Here is a 19272-nt window from a genome sequence, read left to right on the forward strand (position 1 = left end):
GGCTTAGCCGGTCAATGCGTCGATCTGGCCGTCACCAGCCCGTGCGTGGATCAAGGGGCCAAAGTCCGCGTGCTGCTCGATGTGGCTAAACATGTTCAAATAGAGCGTACGCATGGCGTGACTGATCAGCTGCAGCGTTTTGGGACCTGGATGATAGGTTTCAAATTCTAGCCCGCCAATTTTGATGATTGCATGGTTTTCAAGGCAGAGGTGGAACATTTGCACCGGAGCTGGCGGTGCTGTTTCTACTATGTGCATGCCATCGTGAAACTCATCGACTGGGGTCAGCAATGGATCACTGCCTGCGACTGCACGCAAGTGGGGAGGTGTGCGTAGCAGTCGGGCCGCCGGGCCAACCATCACACAGGACATCGGTTTTTGCATGCCGAAACTGTCGGCCATGAAACTGGTGAGCTTATGATTGCGGCCGCGATTGTCGGATCGCCCAGGGATCAGGCTGGTGCTGCCTTTCCACATGAGTGTCTGCAGACTGCCATCTTGGGTCACAAGATCATCGCCAGGCAAAAGATCTTCGACGGCAATGGGACCATTGGCCGTGTCGACCACCGATCCGCGGCAAAAGGCGCAAAACGCTTCTTCGAACAGGGGGAGCGCTGGAGCAATATGTCGGGTTTCGACAATGTTGCCATTGGGCAAAAGGCTGCTGACTTCGTAACGCCGCAATTGGGGGCGGTTGGTCGCGCGCAGGGATGCAGGATCCTGCAACAGGGCCGTTGTTTCAGCTGCGTTTTTCGCTGCCCGCTGCAGCGACTGGGGGATGGTCATAGTAATTGGACCTCACTTATAAGGCATATTCAGATCGGCCCCCACCGAAAATCCAAACTGCACACGAAAACTGTAGGAATGGTTGAGATAATGGGGGCATTTATGTCGAATTGTCAAAAAAACGAGACGATATTGGTTAACGTGTGTTCAAAAACTGGGTGCCTCGTCTGACTGTTTCTTCTTTGCCTAGACTATCGCCAAAAATTCCTAAGATCTGGTTGTTGCGGGACCCCCCCCCGATTGGACTGGAGTGGGCCCCGGATCCCGCTTCGCAATGGGCAGCTTCCGAAGCAGGGCCCTGGCGCAATTGGCACCAGGGAAAACTTGGGTAACGCTAAGCGCTTTTGGCAACCGGGGATGTACTCATTGTAACGTTCAAAGATTTCCCACGGCGGCGGTTAATCGAAACTCGGCGGACCTGTCCGCGTGTCCAAGGCATTGCAATTTCACTGCTTTTTGCAGTTGTAATGATCGAGTTTAAGAACCGTTTTTTTGCGGTCATTGCTCTTCTCCTGCCGGGCATCTAGCCCGCCTGTTGCTGTGACTGCCTTGGTTATGAAGGGGCAATACGCCGCCAATGTGGCCGGTAAAGGGAATTTTATTAAAATTGGATTAACAAGAAGGGCTTGGTGCTAGGCCTTGATAAACAAAGATTTCCCTCGCAAAGCGACACAAACGATGTCTCGGCGCTATGAAATGTGGCGACAATTTTACAAAAATGCCCCATTCCATTGTGCATATCTGGCAGCCAACTGGTCGTTTTAGGCGTTCAGGGGGAACGCTAGAGGCAGATGCAGGAGATTAATCTGCCGTAGTCAGCCTCTTTGGCATGAGTTGCACGACGATAGGAATAAAACCGGTCCGGGTCGGAATAGGTGCAATGACGCGTCCATTCGGCGCTGCTCACTCCGGCTTGGCGTAGCTTGTGCAGCCCAAGTCCTGGAAGGTCGAACAGATATTTCCCGGTGTTCCCATTGGCAAAGAACCTTCCGTACTCTGGGTCCTGTGCAATGAAATCCTCAAAAAACTCTTCACCAACCTCGTAAGAGCGTTGGGAAATAGTTGGGCCGATGACCGCAACAGTGTTTGCGCGCTCCGCTCCGAGAGCTTCCATCGCGTCGAGAGTTGCCTCAAGCACCCCATCTAATGCGCCGCGCCAGCCAGCGTGGGCTGCTCCGATGACACCAGCAGCGGTGTCCGCAAACAGAACCGGCTGGCAATCAGCCGTGAGAATGGACAGGGCAACGCCGGGCACATTTGTCACCAAAGCGTCTGCCTTGGGGCGGTCAATGGTGGGGGCGGTTATTGTGACCACGTCAGGTGAGTGAACCTGGTAGAGGCCAACAAGCGCAGTTGGATCAACCTGCATCGCCTGCGCAACCCGGGTGCGGTTGAGTTTGACCGCTTCGGTCTGATCAGTTGACCCGGCCCCACAATTCAGTCCTTCGAACACACCAGAAGAGGCCCCACCTCGGCGGGTGAAAAAACCATGCCGGATCGGCAATAGGGTTTCAGAGGTGAGAATTTCCAGCGTCATGCGTTCAATCCCGGTGGCGGTGTGGCTTGGTCTGGATAGAGAGCCAGTACTTTGAACAGATTTCCCATTTCTTGCGGATGCGTCAAGCGCCGATGTGCTGAGATAAGGTTATCCAAAGCATCACCTGACAGGGAGGCAGCCAAGGTCTGAGCGCGAGTGGTTATGCCGAGGCGCTCAAGAAAAACACCTTGGGGGGTCACGCGGCTAAAGGCGCAGCCTGCGGATTTAGCGGCTGTTGCCAAGGCTTCAAAGTCGACATGGGCTGTCAGGTCTGCCTCGCCAGGAGAGGTCAGCGCATCGGCGGGTTTGTGGCTGCGCAGCGCTTGCAAGGTATCGCCCAGGGCGCGCCAATCCCCATAGTCGATAATCAGAGCGGCACCGCCATGTTGGGCGATGTGTTTTGAGATTGTCGCAACAATGGGAACTGCTGCTTCGCAGACTTCTACCAAATCGCCGTCTTTGGTGTCGTCCTGCCGGTGGGACAGCGCAGGTTGTGCTGTCAGCGGGCCAAGTCCAAAGGACAGCTCTCCCTTTTGCAGGCCAATGCGTTTTTCTCTCCAGTCTGGGCCGTCACGCAGGAATTGGCGAATGGGGAGGGCATCAAAGAATTCGTTTGCGATGAGCCACAAAGGCTGGTCAGGAAGTGATGTAACCTCATCCTGCCATTGAACATCATAATCGACGAGTGCCTGTTGCTGGGCCGCTTGCAGTGTGGGAGAGGCTTCAACCATCACAATCTGTGCTGCAGCGTGAAAGTCTGGCACGGCTTTGGTTGCGCGCAAGAGGTCGGCCATCAGGGTGCCACGTCCAGGGCCCAGCTCAGCCAAGGTAAATGTGCTCGGTGATCCTTGATCCCGCCAGCTTTGCGCCAGCGACAGCCCGATTAACTCGCCGAACATCTGGCTGATTTCCGGTGCGGTGATGAAGTCCCCGGCGGCCCCTAGCGGGTCGCGGGTGGTGTAATAGCCGTATTTTGGGTTCAGCAGGCATTCATTCATATAGTCCGCAACCGAAAGCGGGCCGTCAGAGTCGATCCGGGCAATCAGATGGTCGCGTAGGCTCATGCCAGCCTCGTAGATTTAGTCAGCGCACGTTGAATGAAGATGATGCCGAGTATGATCATCGGCAGCGAAAGTGCCTGTCCTTGTGTGAGACCAAAGCCATCAATCTGCCAGGCCAGCCCAAGCGGGTTGCCTGGGGTGACAAACTGCGCATCTGGCTGGCGGACAAATTCCACCAGGAAACGTGCTGCGCCATAGGTTGCCATAAACGCCCCAAGCACTAGGCCGGGCTTGTGAAATGCGCCACGGCGATAAGCCAGCCACAGCAGCAGAGCACCCAGCACAAGACCTTCCATCAGGGCCTCGTACAGTTGCGATGGATGGCGCGCGCAAAATTCGCCCAAGGCCTGACCACAGTTTTGTGCCGCTGAACCGGGAAAGCCGACGCCCCATGGCAGGTCAGTAGGTCGGCCCCACAATTCCGCATTCACAAAGTTGGCGAGCCGTCCAAGTAGCAAACCTGGAGCAACCGTGTGGGCGACAAGATCAGCCATGGCCAGTTTGGAGATGTTGTGACGGGCGGCATAGATCCAGCAAGCCGCGATGACACCGACAAAACCGCCATGAAACGCCATGCCGCCTTCCCAAACGCGCAGAATTTCAAGCGGGTCTGTGAGGTAACTCCCGGACCCATAAAACAGGACATATCCCAGACGCCCGCCCAAAATCACGCCAATAACGATCCATGTCAAAAGGTCTTCGACCTGTTCAGGGCGCATGGGCGGGTTTTGGTTTGGCCAGAGAGTGGGCCGCTTCAAGGCCGCCACTGCCAACCGCCAGGCAATGACAATGCCAACGATATAGGCCAGCGCGTACCAGCGCAGGGCAAACTCCATGCCGCCTATGGAAATTGAGAAAATCTCGGGCGAAAGGTCGGGAAATTGGATCAATGCTTGCATGGATGAGTGAATGCCTGTGCTGAGGTAATAAAGTCAACGTCTTGTCGTCGGTCGATTGCTTGCCCATATAGGGGTTAAGCCGGATATGGAGAAGACGATGCAGACTCGAAATAAGATCATGGATGACATTTCGCAGCTTATGACCAACGCCATGGGCGTGGCCCAAGGGGCTAAGGATGAAGCAGAAACCGCGATGAAAAGCCTGATGGACCGTTGGTTGGCTGATCGCGACTTTGTGACCCGTGAAGAGTTCGACGCCGTGCGTGCAATGGCCCAGAAAGCCCGGGAAGAGAACGAAGCGCTCAAGGCGCGTCTGGATGCAATCGAGGCAGGCTCCAAAAGCTGACGCCTGCCAGCGCTGCCTGTGCCCCCTATGAATTGCCCACTGGGGAGATGGCAGCGCTTGGTCCAGCCTGCAAAGGTTGGAAATGAGTACTTTTGGCAAAAGAATTGCTGGGCGTGCCCCTCATAACGTGGCAAGAGTTGTAAATTGAGCCGCTTGCCCGTATATTGCGCTTAAAAGCCAGTCATCCACAACTTATTGCAGTTATCCCCAAGATTAAGGGTTGCCACAGAGCCGCAGTAGCTCCACCATATTTGGTATGGATACGGGGACTAAACCCCGGCCAATAGAGTAATCACCTAGTGATTGAGGGCATCGGTGCCCTTGTATCTAGAGATTCAGTGAGGTGGCTCATGACCCTTTCCGAACATCATTTGGAAGATGATATTCACCCGATTGATATCGTCGAACATCTGGCATCCAATCACGATTGGGAGTTTGATCGTCTTGGTGACGATCAGATTGCCATGGCGGTTGAGGCGCAGTGGCGGACCTATTCGCTCACGCTGGCCTGGTCAAACTATGACGAAACGCTCCGTATGGTTTGCAGCTTTGAAATGGATCCGCCCGAGGACAAAATTCCCAAGCTGTACGAATTGATCAACTGTATGAATGATCAGTGTTGGACAGGGTCTTTTACCTATTGGCCCGAACAAAAGCTGATGATCTATCGCTATGGGTTGATGCTGTCAGGTGGGCAGTTGGCTGGACCAGAACAGATCGATACCATGATCAACAGTGCAGTCAGCAGCTCTGAACGATACTATCCAGCCATTCAGATGATGGTTTGGGGTGACCAATCGCCCAAGGAAGCGATGCAAGTCGCCATTGCAGAGGCCTATGGCCGCGCGTAACACTCTGCCCTGAGCTAATAAGTACAGGGAAGGGCGATCAAATGGATATGTCAGATATTGCAGCACGGGGGCTGGTGCTGCTGGGCTGTGGCAAAATGGGCTCAGCGATGCTGGCGGGATGGTTAGAGGGTGGATTGCCCGCAAGCTCGGTCTCTGTGATTGATCCCTACCCATCCGACTGGTTGCAGGCCAGCGGTGTACATATCAACCAACCTTTGCCAGATTCTCCGGCCATCGTTCTGATCGCTGTCAAACCACAGATGATGGGCGCGGCGCTGCCGAACCTTCAACTGCTGGGCGGCGGCAAGACTTTGTTTGTATCTGTTGCGGCTGGCACATCAATTGCCACCTACGAGGATATACTGGGAGCAGGCACGCCAATTGTGCGAGCCATGCCCAATACGCCCGCGGCGATCAGCAAAGGGATATCGGCGATTATCGGCAACGGCACCGCAACTGTCAATGATCTGGACAGCGCCGAAATGCTGCTGAAGGCCGTAGGGCAGGTTGTACGCCTGGACAGCGAAGCGCAGATGGATGCGGTGACCGGCGTCAGCGGCTCTGGTCCGGCCTATGTGTTCCACCTGATCGAAACCCTGGCTGCTGCGGGTGAGGCTCAGGGGTTGCCTGCTGAACTGGCGATGCAATTGGCCAAGGCAACGGTTGCCGGGGCAGGGGCCTTGGCTGAGGCGGCAGATGAAAGCCCCAGCCAGCTGCGCGTGAACGTGACTAGCCCCAATGGCACCACTCAGGCCGCACTTGAAGTGCTGATGAATGAAGAAAATGGCTTTCCTACGCTACTGAATAACGCGGTCACCGCCGCTACTGAACGGTCCAAGGAGCTGTCTCGTGGCTGAAATTGCATTTGACGATTTTCTGAAAGTAGATGTGCGTGTGGGCAAAGTGATACGTGCCGAACCCTATCCGGAGGCACGCAAACCAGCGATCAAACTGTGGATCGATTTTGGCGACGAGATTGGCGAGAAGAAGACCTCGGCCCAGATCACCGCACACTACCAGCCCGAAACACTGGTCGGGAAGCAGGTGATGGCTGTGGTGAATTTCCCACCGCGCCAGATTGGCAAGTTCATGTCCGAAGTATTGGTGCTGGGGCTGCCGGATGAAAGTGGTGAGATCCGATTGATAGGCCCAGATGGGCCGGTCCCATTGGGTGGAAGGATGCACTGATGCGGGTTTTGATTGCACGCCCGATGACGGATGCTGTTGAGGCACGGGCCAGAGCCGAATTTGATGTTGAGATCCGCAACGATACCACGGTGATGACGACCGCCGAGATGGTCCGCGCCTTGTCTGAATTTGATGTGGTGATCCCCACACTGGGGGATGCATTTGATGCGGGTATCTTCTCTCAATTGCCAGAGCCACGGTGCAAGCTGCTGGCCAATTTTGGGGTTGGTTACAATCACATCGACGTGGCTGCTGCCATGGCGGCGGGGATTGAGGTAACAAACACGCCAGGCGCCGTCACCGATGCGACGGCGGATATTGCCATGACCCTGATGTTGATGTCGGCCCGGCGTGCGGCTGAGGGCGAGCGGTTGGTGCGATGCGGTGACTGGCAGGGCTGGCATCCAACTCAGATGCTGGGGCTGCATCTGACCGGCAAACACGTTGGCATTGTGGGTATGGGACGCATTGGTCAGGCTATTGCACGGCGTTGTCATTTTGGCTTTGCCATGAGCGTGAGCTACATCGCCCGCAGTCTCAAAAATCTGGATTTCGACGCGACACGTGCCAACAGCCTGGCCGAGATGGCCTCGGCCGTAGATGTGCTGGTTGTGGCGGTGCCCGGTGGCGCGGAGACACATCATCTGATCAACGCCGACGTGCTGACGGTGATGAAACCTTCAGCGCATCTGATCAATATTGCCCGTGGCGAAGTTGTGGACGAGGCGGCGCTGATTGCAGCGCTGCAAGATCGTCGGATCGCAGGTGCAGGCCTGGATGTCTATGAGTTCGAGCCAAAGGTTCCATTGGCCCTGCGCGATCTGGATAATGTTACGCTGCTGCCGCATCTGGGCACCGCAACCGAGGAAGTGCGCAGCAACATGGGCCACATGGCGTTGGACAACGTTGCCGCCTTTGTTGCAGGCCAAGAACTGCCCAACCGGGTGTGAACTGGAGCTTAAGCGCAGTTGATCTTGTGACCTGCCTAACGCGCCAGGGTTAGGTGGCAGGCAGGTCCCCGACGGCTTCGCGCCAGTGGCGACGGCACAGCGAAATATAGGTCTCATTGCCACCAATCTGCACCTGATCACCTTCGGTAATGGCATTGCCGTCATCATCCTGGCGGATCACCATGGTGGCCTTGCGACCACAGTGACAAATAGTGCGGACCTCACGCATTTCATCGGCCAGAGCCAGCAAGGCGGCTGAGCCGGGGAACAGTTGTCCCTGAAAATCAACGCGCAGCCCGTAGCATAAAACTGGCAGTTTCAGATCGTCCACCACCCTGGCCAGTTGCCAGACCTGATCATGTGATAGAAACTGTGCCTCGTCGATAAAGACACAGGCAACTCTGCCCAGCATCAGTCGCTGTTCTACCATTGCATAAAGATCGTCGTCAGTACCGAACAGATCAGCGTCACAGCCGATGCCTATGCGCGAGGCAATTCGGCCTACGCCTGCACGATCATCGAACTGCGCAGTCAGCAGATAGGTGTCCATGTTGTTTTCGCGGTAGTTATGCGACGCCTGCAACAGCACCGTCGACTTGCCCGCATTCATGGTCGAGTAATTGAAGTAGAGTTTTGCCATGCCGGGGGTTTATCGCCAGACGCGAAGGGATGAAACAGCAATTAGCAGCGAACTCAGAATTGCGGGGGGAAATAAGAGTCAAAGCAAGCGCTGCCTGATTGCACTTCCATACCGGGCGGAACGACCCTGGGGATGGACGGAATAGGGCAAAACAAGCAGCGCTCTAAGGCCAAAAATCAGCCTAGGATCAGGATACTCACTCACTCCCTGTCCCTGTTGGGTACCAAGATGGAGAAATTCCACCATTGCACTCTTCAAAAATCCCTGAAAACCTGAGGGATAGCAAAGGTATCGCATTTAGCATAGAAGACCATAATGGGAAAAAGATCGGGCGGTTCCCCATGGGACGCCGCACCGCAAGCCGGGATATTATTAATGGCGGAAATTGGCACTTATCTGAAAAAGCACACCGAGGCTCTGGTCAAGGATGTGGGCATTGAAGCGGCCTGTCAGATTACTGGGAAATCCAAGGCAACATTAGGCCGTTACTACTCGGATAACGCTGAACATGCGGACCGATTTATGCCGGTGGATGCCGTTGCCAAACTGGAAGAGGCCTCCTCTTATCCTCATGTCACCTCAGCGCTGGCGGATCTGAAAAACATCACTTTGTCCTACGATGATCGCAAACCGAACTCACCCAGTACAGGTGGGGTGAATGCGGATGTCATTGCCCTGAGCCAGCGATTCGCCATGTTGATGAGCGAATATCAAACGGCGATGGAAGATGGCATCATCACTGTCAACGAGGCCAAGCGCCTGTTGCGCGAAACTGTGAATTTGCAACATGTGCTGATCGACATGAAACTGCACTTGGAAGAAGAAAGCGGCTGAAACGTCTAATTCGATTGCTCAGATCGCAAAAAGCATTTTCAGTTGTTATTAAAGAAGCCGTCCGGGATTACACGAGGACGGCTTCTGGATATTGAATTCCGGTAGAGACTTTAGTCGTGGCGACGCAGAATCACTGATCCGACCGAATAACCAGCCCCGAATGAGCAGATCAGCCCCAGATCATCAGCAGTCAGATCCTCGGAATTCTGCGAGAAGGCGATGATCGACCCGGCCGAGGATGTATTGGCATAGTCCTGCAGGATATTGGGCTGCTCGCCCGGTTCTGGCGTGCGACCCAGCACCTTTTTGCCAATGAAATCATTCATCGCCTTGTTGGCCTGATGCAGCCACAGCCGCTTCAGGTCGGTGTTGGAAATACCGTTGTCTGCCATGTGCTCAGAAATATGCTGGCTCACCATGGGCAGTACTTCTTTGAACACCTTGCGACCGTTTTGCATGAATTGCATGTCGCGGCGGTCTTGTACCCCGTCAGGGCGTGAACGGCGCAGATAGCCGTTGTTGTTGCGGATATTGTTCGAAAATTGGGTGGCGCAACGGGTCGACAAGATTTCGAAATGGGCGCCGGTGGCGTCTTCCTTTCGCTCAATCAGCGTCGCAGTGGCCACGTCGCCAAAAATGAAATGGCAGTCGCGGTCGCGCCATTCCAGATGGCCCGAGCATATCTCAGGGTTGACCACCAGCGCCGCGCGAACCGAGCCCGAGCGTACCATATCCGCTGCGGCCTGAATGCCAAAGGTGGCCGAGGAGCAGGCGACGTTCATGTCAAAGGCAAAGCCGGGGCAGCCCAGAAGCTGCTGGATTTCGATTGCCACAGCCGGATAGGCCCGTTCCAGGTTCGAAGCGGCACAGATCACCAGATCCACATCCGCCGCCGAGCGCCCAGCCTGCTCCAGTGCCTTCTTCGCCGCATCCAGCGCCATTTCAGCCATGATCGACGGCTCGTCATCGCTGCGCTGGCGCAACTGCGGGTACATGACGTCCGGATCCAGCACGCCAGTCTTGTCCATCACATAGCGTTGTTCAATACCGGATGCCTTGAGAATAAACTCCTCAGATGAATGCGCCATCGGATCCATCTCACCTGCGGCAATGGCCTCGGCATTCTGGTTGTTCATCTTGTCGGCATAGGCATTAAACGCCGTGACCAGTTCAGCGTTGGTGATGATCTGAGAGGGGGTAAAGACCCCGGTGCCGGTAATGGCTGGAGTAAACATAGCTTGGCGCTCTGGTTTTTTAAAAGTGCTTACGATTTGGTCATTTTAGAAGGTGGAGGTCAAGGTCGGCAGCAAGGTTCCGCTGGGGAAGGCTACAGGTTTGCTCTGTAGTTAGGTCAGGCGCAGCCCGGCGGTGCCGAGTAGGTGGCATGTTGAGAGCGAAGGCGTACGGCGAGGCTGGAGGAACTCAAGTTCAGGCACTCTAACATTGACAATTATCCTGTATGGATGAAGTGTTCGACATCGTCACACTAATGCACAAGCACGTGCCATACGGTAGCCATTGCGTACCGATCACCTATGCCGAAAAATCGCTATGACGCGTTGTTGGACTTTGTTTGCACCAAACATGGGTTCTGTGGATGTGTCAAAAATGGAAAAAGGCTGCACGTCAATCACTTCACGCCAAGTAGTGGGCCTGTAACCGCAGCTCAGTTTGCTGAATGGGTTTTGTTGGCTGACGATGTAAATCCGAATAGCCCGTCACCAAGAGTACAAAAATGGAAGCGAACCGTCAGAGACGGATTTGTAGAGCATATGGGCGTTGAAATTGTAGAGGCAGGTGAGCTTACTTGGAACTATGATGAACAGTAGATCGGAAAAGAACGTCATTGCCTCTCTGAAGCTGGTTTTGGAACAATGTGAAGAGACTGGCCAGTTTACCGCCAATAGCCGCCGATTTTATGGCGTTGGCGAGTGGCTGCTCGCATTTGAGGGGATCTATAGGTTTGTAGAAGGAAACGTTGCATTCAAAGCCTTCGTTGAACCGGCTTACGGTGAGTTGCTTGAGCTTTTTCGCGATGATTTAGACTTGTCGAGACTACCACCCCGGGCTTGGAAGTGGCGCAAGTGAAGGCATGAAGTTCGATGCTGGAGTCGAGCTTTGAAAACTTGCCTAGAATGCCCGTTGACAATGAAAACCCCGGCCACATGGACCGGGGTTTCTTTATTTTTCAATTGGGGTGTTTGTTTACCCCTGAAGCGATTTTACCTCAACTTCACCCTCGGCCTGCGCCTTGATCGCCAGCGCGGCTGCATTAGAACCGGCGGCAGTGGTAAAGTAGGGGATCTTGTCGTACAGCGCGACCGAGCGCATGTCTTTGCTGTCCTCAACCGCCTGCGCACCTTCGGTGGTGTTCATCAGCAGCTGCACATGGCCGTCTTTCAGCAGGTCCACCACGTGGGGGCGACCCTCGTAGACCTTGTTGACCAGCTCACATTCGACGCCATGACCGGTCAGCCAGGTCTGGGTGCCGCGGGTTGCGATCAGGGTAAAGCCCTGCTCGACCAGAACCTGCGCCGCCTCAAGCATCAGGGCACCCTTGTCGGCGTCCTTGATCGAGATAAAGGCCTTGCCTGTCGACGGTAGTACCATGCCAGCACCCATCTGCGCCTTGAGGAAGGCGCGGGGGAAGTCACGGTCCCAACCCATGACCTCACCGGTCGAGCGCATTTCTGGACCCAGGATGGTGTCAACGCCGGGGAAGCGGGCAAAGGGCATAACGGCCTCTTTGACCGAGAACCAGGGCATGTTGGGATCTGCCAGTGTCATTGGATCACCCAATGGCAGCACGTCGTCATATTTGGCGTCGGCCTTGTAGGGTTCACGCATCGGGAAGTTGCTGAGCGGCTCACCTGCCATGACACGCGCCGCAATCGAAGCGATGGCGCTGTCGGTGGCTTTGGCCACAAACGGCACGGTCCGGCTGGCGCGCGGGTTCACTTCGATTAAGTAGATCACACCGTCTTTGATGGCGAACTGAATGTTCATAAGGCCGACAACGTTCAACCCTTTGGCAAGGGCATAGGTTTGCTCCTTGATCTCGGCCAGAATTTCATCTGACAGCGAGTAAGGCGGCAAAGAACAGGCGCTGTCACCCGAGTGCACGCCAGCTTCTTCGATGTGCTGCATGATGCCTGCAACATGCACGTCTTTGCCGTCACAGATGGCATCCACATCAAGTTCAACCGCGCCAGACAGGTAGCTGTCGAGCAGAACAGGGCTGTCGCCGGACACCACAACCGCCTCGGCGATGTAGCGTTCCAGCTGCGCCATGTCGCGGACGATTTCCATCGCGCGGCCACCCAGAACATAGGAGGGGCGGATGACCAACGGGAAACCGATTTCACCGGCAATTGCCAATGCTTCCTCATCAGTCGAGGCGATGCCGTTGGTGGGCTGTTTCAGGCCCAGCTCATTGACCAGTGCCTGGAACCGCTCGCGGTCTTCGGCCAGATCAATCGCATCAGGAGTAGTTCCAAGGATCGGGATACCTTCGGCCTCAAGCGCATTGGCTAATTTCAGCGGTGTCTGACCGCCGAACTGAACAATCACACCGTGCAGGGTTCCGTTTTGCTTCTCGGTCTCAAGGATTTCCATTACGTGCTCAAATGTGAGCGGCTCAAAATACAATCGGTCCGAGGTGTCATAGTCGGTCGACACGGTTTCCGGGTTGCAGTTCACCATGATGGTTTCATAACCAGCGTCGGTCAGTGCGTAGCAGGCGTGACAGCAGCAATAGTCAAACTCGATCCCTTGGCCGATCCGGTTGGGGCCACCACCCAGAATAACCACTTTCTTGCGGTCGCTTGGGCGTGCTTCACATTCCGCCTCGCCCATCATTGGGGCCTCGTAGGTGGAATACATGTACGGCGTTTGCGCTTCGAACTCGGCGGCACAGGTGTCGATGCGTTTGAATACCGCTGTGACACCCAGCGCGCGGCGGGCCTTGCGCACATCTGATTCGGCTGCTTCTGTCAGATTGGCCAGACGGGCATCGGTAAATCCAAGCATCTTGAGATTGCGAACACTGCCTTCGTCTGTTGGCAGGCCATTGGCTCGGATCTCAGCCTCGGCATCGACGATTTCGCGGATACGTGCCAAAAACCAAGGGTCGAACATGGTGACGCCGTGGATTTCCTCATCTGACAGCCCGTGACGCATGGCCTGGGCAATGGTGCGCATGCGGTCCGGGGTCTGCTGGCTGATCGCCTTGATCACGGCAGCCTTTTCAGAACCCGCGTCATCCCACAGCCCAACCGAGACACCGGGAATGTCGACTTCGTCAAACCCAGTGAGGTCGGATTCCATCGACGCCAGTGCCTTTTGCATTGATTCATGGATGGTACGGCCGATGGCCATGGTCTCACCCACCGACTTCATCGCGGTGGTCAGGTAGGGTTCTGAACCCGGGAACTTTTCAAACGCAAATTTCGGGATCTTGGTGACAACATAGTCGATGGTTGGCTCGAACGAGGCTGGGGTCACCTTGGTGATGTCATTGTCCAGCTCGTCCAGTGTGTAGCCAACCGCCAGTTTCGCGGCGATCTTGGCAATTGGGAAACCGGTTGCCTTGGAGGCCAGAGCGGAGGAACGTGAGACCCGTGGGTTCATCTCGATCACAACCATGCGGCCGTCAGCTGGGTTTACCGCCCACTGAACGTTTGACCCGCCCGTTTCCACACCGATTTCACGCAGAACATTGACCGAGTGGGTCCGCATGATCTGGAACTCTTTGTCGGTCAGGGTGAGGGCAGGGGCCACGGTGATCGAATCGCCGGTGTGTACACCCATCGGGTCGATGTTCTCGATCGAGCAAACGATGATGGCGTTGTCGGCGGTGTCGCGCACAACTTCCATCTCGTATTCTTTCCAACCCAGCAGGCTTTCGTCGACCAGGATCTGGTTCACTGGCGAGGCATCCATGCCGGTGCGGCAGAAGTGAACATAGTCGTCGCGGTTATAGGCTACACCACCACCGGTGCCGCCCATTGTGAACGCTGGGCGGATGATGGCGGGCAGGCCAATGTCTTCCAGCGATTCAAGGGCAATGCGCACACCTTCATCCAGGTCTGCTTTGCCGTCTTCCAGCTTGGGGGCGGTGACGATTGTAGCTCGCGGGTTTTCGATACCCAGGCGGTCCATAGCTTCGCGGAACAACTTGCGATCTTCTGCCATTTCAATGGCATCGCGGGTGGCGCCGATCATCTCAACGTCGAATTTCTCCAGCACACCCATCTCTTCGAGCGCCAGCGAGGTGTTCAAGCCTGTCTGCCCGCCCATGGTCGGCAGCAGCGCGTCGGGGCGCTCTTTTTCGATGATCTTAGCAACAACCTCGGGGGTGATCGGCTCGATATAAGTCGCATCAGCCAAGCCAGGGTCGGTCATGATGGTGGCCGGGTTCGAGTTGACCAGAATGACCCGGTAACCTTCTTCACGCAGCGCCTTACAGGCCTGTGCGCCCGAGTAGTCAAATTCGCAGGCTTGGCCAATAACAATGGGCCCCGCACCAATGATCATGATCGATTGGATGTCGGTTCTTTTTGGCATGGCCATGTTCCTTCGATTTTGCGCGAGTCAGCGGCGCCCCCAAGCGCCCAAATTGTCCTGCGTTATAGGGACCGCGCGGAAAGGTGCAAGAGGGATCGTAAATAGGTTCGAAATTGCCGCAATCACCTCTTTGTGCGATATGCGAACATCTATATAGCGTGGTTACAGACTAATGGAGTGCAACTAAGTGCGAATCCGCTTTGATCAAGGGCCCATGGGGGCGGGAACAGAATTCGAGTCACCGCGACGGATTATTCGTGCGGATGACCCAGGTGCCGTGCCCGCAGCGCTGGAAGCGTTGGATACGACGCGTGATGATGGTCTCTGGCTGGCGGGATATGCATCGTATGAGTTGGGCTATGCACTCGAGCCGAAACTGGCACATTTGATGCCCGCCAAACGTCGTCTGCCACTGATCTGTTTCGGGGTTTATGATGCGCCTGCGAATATACGGCCTGACACCGCGTTGCCAAACTTCGACGCAGGGCTGGGGCAACTAAAACCGCGCTGGAGTTTTGACGACTACCTTGAGCGGTTTTCGACGGTGAATCGCTATATTGGAACCGGTGACATCTACCAGGCCAACCTGACCTTTCCAATTGACGCGGCAGCTTATGGCAGGTCCGAAGATCTATTTGCTGCATTGAGTGGGGTGCAGGCCGTTGGTCATGGCGCACTGGTGTTGCAAGATGGGTTGCCCGATTTGCTATCGCGCAGTCCCGAATTGTTCTTTCGCACCGATACTGCCGGAAATATCGAAACCCGCCCGATGAAAGGAACCCAGCCACGCAGTGCTGATCCGATCGAGGATGCCCAACGTCGTGCGTTTTTGAGATCGGACGAGAAAAACCGGGCTGAAAACCTGATGATCGTAGATCTGCTGCGTAATGACATCAGCCGAGTTGCTGAAATAGGCAGCGTCCACGTACCCGGTCTATTTTCGGTCGAAACCTATGCAACCGTACATCAGATGGTTTCAACTGTACGGGCCAAGTTGCGCCCGGATGCCGGATTGGGTGACATCTTGCGCGCGCTGTATCCCTGCGGTTCAATCACTGGCGCGCCGAAAATCCGTTCCATGGAAGTCCTGAGCGAGTTGGAACCCTCGCCGCGTGATATCTACTGCGGTTCGATTGGCTGGGCGGCTCCGGATGGGCGATCAGAATTCAATGTGGCGATCCGCACCCTAATGGTCGAAGATGGCCGCGCCACTTTGAATGTTGGCGGCGGCGTCGTTTGGGACAGCACCGCCGAGGCGGAATATGAGGAAGCCCTATGGAAAAGCCGATTTGCCCAATTGAGGCAGTCAAATCCGATCCGAGCTTCCGCCTGATTGAAACCTTTGGCTATCATCCAGGGCTGGGGATCGTTCGGGGCAAGATGCACGTAGCGCGCATGGTGGCCTCTGCCAAGGCGCTCGGATTGCGGTGTGATAAAAAGGCCATCGAAAACAAGCTTGGCGAGGTTGTTGGTGATGAGGCGCTCCGTTGTCGATTAACGCTTTCACAGAATGGTCAGTTGGACCTGACATCTGGCCCAATACCCGAAAAGGCAGGCCATTGGCGGGTGCAGATTGCCGAAAATCGGGTCAAGTCAAATGACATTTGGCTGCAACATAAAACAACCAATCGGCATATCTATGATCAAGAACGCGCCAGTCTGCCGGATGGTGTTGATGAACTCTTGTTCCTCAATGAACGTGATGAAGTCTGTGAAGGCACGATAACAAATGTCTTTGTGAAGCTTCGAAACGGACCAACTGTCACTCCACCTCTGGAAAGTGGATGTTTACCAGGAGTGTTTCGTCAGCGGATGCTCGACCGAGGCACGGTGAAAGAAGCAGTCCTTACTGTTCGTGACCTAAGGCACGCCCAATACATCTATTTGGCAAATTCTCTTCGAGGAGAGATCGCTGTGGATTATGTCGGTCCAAGCGGGCCGCTAATTTAAACACGGCTTCACAGTTTCTCCGCTTGAATATGGCCCATTTCACCCGCTTTGCTTGACATCTGAGCCGCAACCCTGTGTATCGGCCCAGACGAATTCCGCGCCCTGAGGCGCATACTCCGAATGACGACCCGATGACGAAAGGTCACGCCATGCACGCCTATCGCAGCCATACCTGCGCTGAACTGAACAAATCCAACGTTGGCGAGACCGTTCGCCTGTCCGGCTGGGTCCATCGTATCCGCGATCACGGCGGATTGCTGTTCATCGATCTGCGCGACCATTATGGCATCACCCAGGTCATGGCTGACCCAGACAGCCCAGTGTTTGCTGATCTGGAAAAAGTGCGCTCGGAATGGTGCATCAAGATCGAAGGCAATGTTCTGGCCCGTGACGAGAGCCTAATCAACAAGGCGATCCCAACCGGTGAAGTCGAAGTCTTTATTCGCGGTCTCGAAGTTCTGGGCCAGTCCGAAGAACTGCCGCTGATGGTGTTTGGTGATCAGGAATACCCAGAAGAAACCCGCCTGAAGTACCGCTATCTGGATCTGCGCCGCGAGGCGATGCAGACCAACATGAAGCTGCGCTCGGACGTTGTGACTTCGATGCGCAAGCGCATGTGGGAGAAAGACTTCCGCGAGTATCAGACCCCGATTATCACTGCATCGTCGCCCGAAGGTGCGCGTGACTTCCTTGTGCCATCACGTCTGCACCCGGGTAAGTTCTACGCGCTGCCGCAGGCCCCACAGCAGTTCAAACAGTTGATGATGGTTGCCGGGTTCGACAAGTATTTCCAGATCGCGCCGTGTTTCCGCGACGAAGATCCACGCGCCGACCGTTCGCCAACCGATTTCTACCAGCTGGATCTCGAGATGTCGTTTGTTGAGCAGCAGGATGTGTTCGACACCATCCAGCCAGTTCTGCAGGGCGTGTTCGAAGAGTTCGGTGGCGGCCGTAAGGTTGATCAGGACTGGCCGCAGATTTCCTACAAAGACGCGGCGCTGTGGTACGGCTCGGACAAGCCCGACCTGCGCAACCCGATCAAGATGCAGGTTGTGTCTGACCACTTCCGTGGATCTGGTTTTGCGATCTTTGCCAGCCTGCTGGAAAACGAAGGCACCGAAGTACGCGCCATTCCAGCCCCCGGTGGTGGTGGCCGCAAGTTCTGTGACCGCATGAACAAGTTCGCCCAGGGCGAAGGCCTGCCGGGAATGGGTTACATCTTCTGGCGCAAGCAGTCTCCGGATTCGATTGCTCAGGAGCGTGGCATCACCGTCAAAGAAGTGAATGCTCTGGTCAAATCCGGCGAGATCACTCTGGGTAACGAAGCCGCCGGTCCGCTGGCCAAGAACATCGGCCCCGAGCGCACCGAGGCGATCCGTCAGCAGCTGGGTCTGGATGTGGGCGATGCGGCCTTCTTCCTGGGTGGTAAGCCCAAGGCGTTTGAGGCGGTTGCCGGTCGTGCCCGTACCGTCATTGGTGACGAGCTGGGTTTGACCGACAAAGACCGCTTTGCCTTTGCCTGGATCGTGGATTTCCCGATCTACGAAGCAGACGAAGAAACCGGCAAGATTGATTTCGAGCACAACCCGTTCTCGATGCCACAAGGTGGCATGGATGCGCTGCTGGGCGATCCGCTCAAGGTGCTGGGCTATCAGTACGATCTGGCGTGTAACGGATACGAGCTGGTGTCGGGTGCGATCCGGAACCACCGCCCGGAAATCATGTTCAAGGCCTTTGAAATTGCTGGTTACGGCAAGGACGAAGTCGAAAAACGCTTTGGCGGCATGGTCAACGCATTCCAGTACGGTGCCCCGCCACACGGTGGTTGCGCTGCGGGTGTCGACCGCATCGTGATGCTGCTGGCAGACGAGGCGAACATCCGCGAAGTGGTGATGTTCCCAATGAACCAGCGCGCCGAAGATCAGATGATGAACGCCCCAAGCAATCCGACCTCGGATCAGCTGATGGAGCTGGGTCTGCGGGTCATTCCACAGGATCAGTAAGCGACATGCGTTTGCTTTCAACACTCACATTTGGGGCTGCCGCTTTGGCAGCCTCTTTTGTTTGGGCCGGTCCGCAAAACACTGGCTTTAATGACGCCGGTATTGAATGGCACGATTTGTCCGAAGGTCTGGCCAAGGCTCAACAAGATGACAAACAGATTTTCCTGTTGGTGCACGCCACATGGTGCCCCGCATGCCGGGAGTACAGGCAGGCCTTTTTCCACCCTAAGATCGAACAGATGGCCGAGCACTTTGTTTTTGTCCTGGTAGACCGCGATCTAGAGCCCGAGGCCAGTGCCCGTTATGCGGAAGATGGTGAATATATACCGCGTTCGATGGTTCTGGATTCCGCGGGTCAAGTACGAAGTGAATTCAACTCAGGCAGACAGGATTTTCGATATTTCCTGAATCCATCCAACCACAAACATTTGTTGAGCGTTCTTAGTCAGGCACTGGACTAAAGCCGTCGGACTGTTGGGGCGAAAATAAGCAGAGATTTGCGCATGTACCAGAGCTGGCTGCCATGCCGCCACAGGTCTGGTACTGTCATGCCAAACAGATTGATTGGTAGGCTATAGATGTTTTCGCCTGAACTTTCGGAAATCCGGTTTGGATGCGGGCTGTCTCCAGACTTGCCTGTTGGCGAGACCATTCAGGGACTT

Annotated in this window: 20 protein-coding genes; 12 read left to right on the forward strand and 8 right to left on the reverse strand. The window is 55.5% G+C overall.

Features of this window, described 5'->3' with window-relative positions; genetic code table 11:
- Positions 1-3 precede the first annotated feature (3 nt).
- The 4 genes from AC2T28_RS15730 to lgt all read right to left on the reverse strand — a co-directional run bounded on the left by AC2T28_RS15730 (position 4) and on the right by lgt (position 4283).
- A complete protein-coding gene (locus tag AC2T28_RS15730) occupies positions 4-786 on the reverse strand; it encodes a Hint domain-containing protein (RefSeq protein WP_486749581.1) in 783 nt (260 codons plus the stop codon).
- A 781-nt stretch (positions 787-1567) separates the two neighbouring features.
- The gene (pgeF, locus tag AC2T28_RS15735) at positions 1568-2323 is read right to left on the reverse strand and encodes a peptidoglycan editing factor PgeF (RefSeq protein WP_486749582.1); all 756 of its coding nucleotides are present in this window, start codon (positions 2321-2323) and stop codon (positions 1568-1570) included.
- Positions 2320-3387, reverse strand: coding sequence for a class I SAM-dependent methyltransferase (locus AC2T28_RS15740; protein ID WP_486749583.1), 1068 nt, complete (start codon positions 3385-3387; stop codon positions 2320-2322). Before AC2T28_RS15740 ends, pgeF begins: the two co-directional genes overlap by 4 nt.
- A complete protein-coding gene (gene lgt / locus AC2T28_RS15745; RefSeq protein ID WP_486749584.1) occupies positions 3384-4283 on the reverse strand; it encodes a prolipoprotein diacylglyceryl transferase in 900 nt (299 codons plus the stop codon). The genes AC2T28_RS15740 and lgt overlap by 4 nt, the downstream gene beginning before the upstream one ends.
- Before the next feature lie 97 nt (positions 4284-4380).
- On the opposite strand from lgt, the gene AC2T28_RS15750 reads away from it, so the two are divergent.
- The 5 genes from AC2T28_RS15750 to AC2T28_RS15770 all read left to right on the forward strand — a co-directional run bounded on the left by AC2T28_RS15750 (position 4381) and on the right by AC2T28_RS15770 (position 7618).
- Positions 4381-4629 carry an accessory factor UbiK family protein gene (locus tag AC2T28_RS15750; protein WP_486749585.1) on the forward strand — a complete coding sequence of 83 codons (249 nt, stop codon included), beginning with the start codon at positions 4381-4383 and terminating at the stop codon, positions 4627-4629.
- Between the two features lie 350 nt (positions 4630-4979).
- The gene (locus AC2T28_RS15755) at positions 4980-5480 is read left to right on the forward strand and encodes a type III secretion system chaperone family protein (protein ID WP_486749586.1); all 501 of its coding nucleotides are present in this window, start codon (positions 4980-4982) and stop codon (positions 5478-5480) included.
- A 41-nt stretch (positions 5481-5521) separates the two neighbouring features.
- Positions 5522-6337, forward strand: a complete 816-nt coding sequence (gene proC / locus AC2T28_RS15760) for a pyrroline-5-carboxylate reductase (RefSeq protein ID WP_486749587.1) — start codon at positions 5522-5524, stop codon at positions 6335-6337.
- The gene (locus AC2T28_RS15765; RefSeq protein WP_486749588.1) at positions 6330-6668 is read left to right on the forward strand and encodes a tRNA-binding protein; all 339 of its coding nucleotides are present in this window, start codon (positions 6330-6332) and stop codon (positions 6666-6668) included. Before proC ends, AC2T28_RS15765 begins: the two co-directional genes overlap by 8 nt.
- Complete coding sequence (locus tag AC2T28_RS15770; RefSeq protein ID WP_486749589.1) at positions 6668-7618, forward strand: 2-hydroxyacid dehydrogenase; 951 nt, start codon at positions 6668-6670, stop codon at positions 7616-7618. The genes AC2T28_RS15765 and AC2T28_RS15770 overlap by 1 nt, the downstream gene beginning before the upstream one ends.
- A gap of 49 nt (positions 7619-7667) precedes the next feature.
- Here AC2T28_RS15770 and AC2T28_RS15775 read toward each other — a convergent pair whose 3' ends face one another.
- Positions 7668-8258: a thymidine kinase gene (locus AC2T28_RS15775; RefSeq protein WP_486749590.1), complete on the reverse strand. Its 591-nt coding sequence runs from the start codon at positions 8256-8258 to the stop codon at positions 7668-7670.
- 375 nt (positions 8259-8633) lie between these two features.
- On the opposite strand from AC2T28_RS15775, the gene AC2T28_RS15780 reads away from it, so the two are divergent.
- Positions 8634-9092, forward strand: a complete 459-nt coding sequence (locus AC2T28_RS15780) for a hypothetical protein (RefSeq protein ID WP_486749772.1) — start codon at positions 8634-8636, stop codon at positions 9090-9092.
- Positions 9093-9202: 110 nt separating this feature from the next.
- Here AC2T28_RS15780 and AC2T28_RS15785 read toward each other — a convergent pair whose 3' ends face one another.
- Positions 9203-10327 (reverse strand): beta-ketoacyl-ACP synthase III, encoded by a 1125-nt coding sequence (locus tag AC2T28_RS15785; RefSeq protein ID WP_486749591.1) that lies wholly within the window; start codon positions 10325-10327, stop codon positions 9203-9205.
- Positions 10328-10627: 300 nt separating this feature from the next.
- Here AC2T28_RS15785 and AC2T28_RS15790 point away from each other — a divergent pair, with 300 nt between their 5' ends.
- Together AC2T28_RS15790 and AC2T28_RS15795 are read left to right on the forward strand one after the other, a co-directional pair.
- Positions 10628-10921, forward strand: coding sequence for a hypothetical protein (locus AC2T28_RS15790; protein WP_486749592.1), 294 nt, complete (start codon positions 10628-10630; stop codon positions 10919-10921).
- Positions 10911-11180 carry a hypothetical protein gene (locus AC2T28_RS15795; RefSeq protein WP_486749593.1) on the forward strand — a complete coding sequence of 90 codons (270 nt, stop codon included), beginning with the start codon at positions 10911-10913 and terminating at the stop codon, positions 11178-11180. Before AC2T28_RS15790 ends, AC2T28_RS15795 begins: the two co-directional genes overlap by 11 nt.
- Positions 11181-11297: 117 nt before the next feature.
- On the opposite strand, the gene carB is transcribed toward AC2T28_RS15795, so the two are convergent.
- Positions 11298-14657 carry a carbamoyl-phosphate synthase large subunit gene (gene carB / locus AC2T28_RS15800; protein ID WP_486749594.1) on the reverse strand — a complete coding sequence of 1120 codons (3360 nt, stop codon included), beginning with the start codon at positions 14655-14657 and terminating at the stop codon, positions 11298-11300.
- Between the two features lie 187 nt (positions 14658-14844).
- Between carB and AC2T28_RS15805 the strand changes: the two genes are divergently transcribed.
- The 4 genes from AC2T28_RS15805 to AC2T28_RS15820 all read left to right on the forward strand — a co-directional run bounded on the left by AC2T28_RS15805 (position 14845) and on the right by AC2T28_RS15820 (position 19071).
- Positions 14845-15990 carry an aminodeoxychorismate synthase component I gene (locus AC2T28_RS15805; protein ID WP_486749595.1) on the forward strand — a complete coding sequence of 382 codons (1146 nt, stop codon included), beginning with the start codon at positions 14845-14847 and terminating at the stop codon, positions 15988-15990.
- The gene (locus AC2T28_RS15810; RefSeq protein WP_486749596.1) at positions 15933-16607 is read left to right on the forward strand and encodes an aminotransferase class IV family protein; all 675 of its coding nucleotides are present in this window, start codon (positions 15933-15935) and stop codon (positions 16605-16607) included. The genes AC2T28_RS15805 and AC2T28_RS15810 overlap by 58 nt, the downstream gene beginning before the upstream one ends.
- A 149-nt stretch (positions 16608-16756) precedes the next feature.
- Positions 16757-18610 carry an aspartate--tRNA ligase gene (aspS, locus tag AC2T28_RS15815; protein ID WP_486749773.1) on the forward strand — a complete coding sequence of 618 codons (1854 nt, stop codon included), beginning with the start codon at positions 16757-16759 and terminating at the stop codon, positions 18608-18610.
- Between the two features lie 5 nt (positions 18611-18615).
- Complete coding sequence (locus tag AC2T28_RS15820) at positions 18616-19071, forward strand: thioredoxin family protein (protein ID WP_486749597.1); 456 nt, start codon at positions 18616-18618, stop codon at positions 19069-19071.
- Here the strand turns inward: AC2T28_RS15820 and AC2T28_RS15825 are convergent.
- Entirely contained in the window at positions 19068-19262 is a 195-nt protein-coding gene (locus AC2T28_RS15825) for a hypothetical protein (RefSeq protein ID WP_486749598.1), read from the reverse strand. The two genes, AC2T28_RS15820 and AC2T28_RS15825, sit on opposite strands and share 4 nt — an antisense overlap.
- Positions 19263-19272: the final 10 nt, after the last annotated feature.

The sequence above is a fragment of the Parasedimentitalea nitratireducens genome (assembly GCF_057444295.1).